Genomic DNA, 2822 nt, shown 5'->3' with positions numbered 1-2822 from the left:
CGGACATACCGTCGAAGTCACCAAATCCAACAACGAGGAAATGATTGCCAAGCTGCGTGCGACCAACGGCGGCGGCTTTGACCTTGCCCAGCCCAGCCAGGACCGGATCGCCGGGCCGCAGATCGAATTCGGCATCTACAAGCCGCTCGATCTGTCCAAGATCGACGCAAGCCAGTTCATCCCCTCCATGCTGGAAGCCACCAAGGCCAATACAACGGTGGACGGCGAGGTCTACGGCGTGCCGCATGTCTGGGGCACCTCCGGTCTGGTGCTGAACACCGCCATGGCGGGCGACGTGAAGGACTATACGGACCTGTGCAGCGATGCGGTGGCGGGAAAGGTCTCCTACCGGCTGAAGCGCGCGACGCTGACCGGCTTTGCCTTTGCCATGGGGATGGACCCTTTCGCCGCCTATGACGACGAAGAGGCGTATCAGGACATTCTGGACAAGGTCGAAGCCAAGCTGATCGAGTGCAAGCCCAACGTCAAAGCCTATTGGGGCGGCGGCGATGAGCTGAAGAACCTGCTGCGCTCGGGCGAGGTGACGGCGGCCATGGCCTGGGATACCGGCGGCTGGCAGCTGAACGACGACAATCCCGACATCACCTTCGTCGCGCCGACATCGGGTGCGCTGGGGTGGATCGACACCTTCGCCATCCCGGCACGCGGGCGCGCGGATGAAGCGGCCTATGCGTGGATCAATTTCGTCATGCAGCCTGAAATCGCCGCGATGATCACCGGGGCGGCGGGCAATTTCACCGCCTCCAAGGGGGGTGACGCGAACGTGGACGATGCGCTGAAGGCGAAGTACCAGAAGAGCTTTCCGCAGGAAGCCATCGACAATGTGAAGTGGTACCCGGTGGTGCCCGCGGGCATCGAGGCGCTGGAAGGCGCGACGCTGGACCGGATCAACGCCGCCAACTAGGCTTTCCACCCACCACGAACACCGGGAAGCGCGGTCTCCGCGCTTCCTGCATCCATGCGAAAGACGGTGTCAGATGTCCCAAGTCCCCGATCTGGAGTGCCGTGCGATCTCCAAGAGTTTTGACGAATTCAAGGCGGTGAAAGACGTCAGCTTCAGCGTGCCGCAGGGCACGTTCTTTTCCATCCTCGGCCCGTCGGGCTGCGGCAAGACGACCCTGTTGCGGATGATCGCGGGGTTCCAGAAGCCCACGGGCGGTGATCTGTTGATCAAGGGCCGGTCGGTGCTGGAGGTGCCGCCCAACAAGCGCCCGGTGTCGATGGTGTTCCAGCATCTGGCGCTCTTCCCGATGATGAACATCGGGGCCAACGTCGGCTTCGGTCTGCGCCAGCGCGGCGTGAACCGAGCCGATACCAAGCGGCAGGTGGAGCGGGTGCTAGAACGTGTCGGGCTGGCCGGGGTCGCGGACCGGCCCGTCAATTCGCTTTCGGGCGGGCAGAAACAGCGCGTCGCCATCGCGCGGTGCATGGTGCTGGAGCCGGATGTCCTGCTGCTTGACGAACCGCTGGGCGCGCTGGACCTGAAGCTGCGCGAACATATGAAGGTGGAGCTGAAGCAGCTGCAGTCCGAATTCAACACGACCTTCGTTTACATCACCCACGACCAGTCCGAAGCACTGGTGATGAGCGACCAGATCGCGGTGATGAACCACGGGGTCTTTGAACAGGTCGGCATCGCGAAAGAGCTTTATTACGAACCCGAAACCGCCTTTGTCGCCGGTTTCGTGGGGGAGGCGAACCGGTTTTCCGCCCGGATCGACAGTATAGACGGCGGGATCCTCGGCATGGTCACCCCCGAAGGCCGTACCCTGCGTGGGATCGGCGCGGGGCAGGGGTTGGCCACCGGAACCACCGTGGATGTCTTCGTGCGCCCCGAAGCGGTGCGGCTGTCGCGCCGGCATGCGGATCTTTCGGCCATGGGTAATTCCGGTCAGGGACAGGTCCGGAACATCCTGTTCAACGGGGCCAACAGCCAGTTGATCCTGCGCGACCAGACCACCGGCGCGGACATGAACGTGGCCCTGCCGCAGACCGGGGAATTCCGCGATCTGGCGCAGGGCGACACGGTCCATTTCGGATGGGAGCCGCAGCAGACGCGGGTCTATCCCGGGGCAGGGGGACGGCATGGGAACTGACCGGACCCGGCTGGGCTTCTGGCTGCTGATCGCCCCGCTGGCGGTCTGGCTTCTGGCCCTCATCGTCCTGCCGCATGTGGGGATGTTCCTCGTGAGCCTGCGCGAAAGGGTCGGCGTGCGCGAGTATGAGACGAGCCTCGCCAACTACGCGGTGTTCTTCAATGAACCGCTCTACTGGAACACCTTCGCGCGCACGGCCTATATGTCCATCTCGGCCACCGCGCTGACGCTTCTGATCGGTTTTCCCATCGCCTATTACATCGCCAAGCTGACCCGCGGGCGCACGAAGACGACGCTGTTCCTGATGTGCCTCATCCCCTTCTGGGTGAGCGAACTGGTCCGCACCTTCGGCTGGATGATCCTGCTGCGGGAAACGGGCATTTTCTCGGGCCTGCTGCAATATCTCGGGCTGGTCGGCGGCCCGGTCGAAATGCTCTACAACGATGCCGCGATCATGACGGGGCTTGTCTATACCTCGATGCTGTTCATGGTGGTGCCGCTCGTCACCACGCTGGACAGTCTGGACGACAGCCTGATCGAAGCGGGCTATGATCTGGGGGCCAGCGGCTTTGCCATCCTGCGCGAAATCGTCATTCCCCACGCCATGCCGGGCATTGTGTCGGGCTGTATCGTGGTCTTCATGCTGAGCCTCGGCAATTACCTGACCCCGATCCTGCTGGGCGGCAAGGACAGTCTGTGGTTCAC

Annotated in this window: 3 protein-coding genes; all 3 read left to right on the top strand. The window is 63.1% G+C overall.

All coding sequences use genetic code 11. The features are described 5' to 3' along the window. Positions 1-925: extracellular solute-binding protein (locus A3764_RS17655; RefSeq protein ID WP_067951855.1), on the top strand; the 925-nt coding region annotated here is incomplete at its 5' end. 73 nt (positions 926-998) lie between these two features. After that, on the top strand, positions 999-2117 hold the full coding sequence (locus A3764_RS17650; RefSeq protein ID WP_067925086.1) for an ABC transporter ATP-binding protein: 1119 nt from the start codon (positions 999-1001) through the stop codon (positions 2115-2117). Continuing rightward, positions 2107-2822 (top strand): ABC transporter permease (locus A3764_RS17645; protein WP_067951852.1); only part of this gene is annotated, 716 nt, incomplete at its 3' end. The genes A3764_RS17650 and A3764_RS17645, both read left to right, overlap by 11 nt.

It is taken from the genome of Sulfitobacter sp. HI0129 (genome assembly GCF_001635395.1).
In the GTDB taxonomy this organism is placed as follows: domain Bacteria; phylum Pseudomonadota; class Alphaproteobacteria; order Rhodobacterales; family Rhodobacteraceae; genus Sulfitobacter.
This window is presented reverse-complemented; position numbering and strand designations above follow the sequence as displayed.

What these genes read in the sequence shown, in the direction of transcription:
- A3764_RS17650 (WP_067925086.1), top strand. Translation starts at nt 999, where the DNA reads ATGTCCCAAGTCCCCGATCTGGAGTGCCGTGCGATCTCCAAGAGTTTT.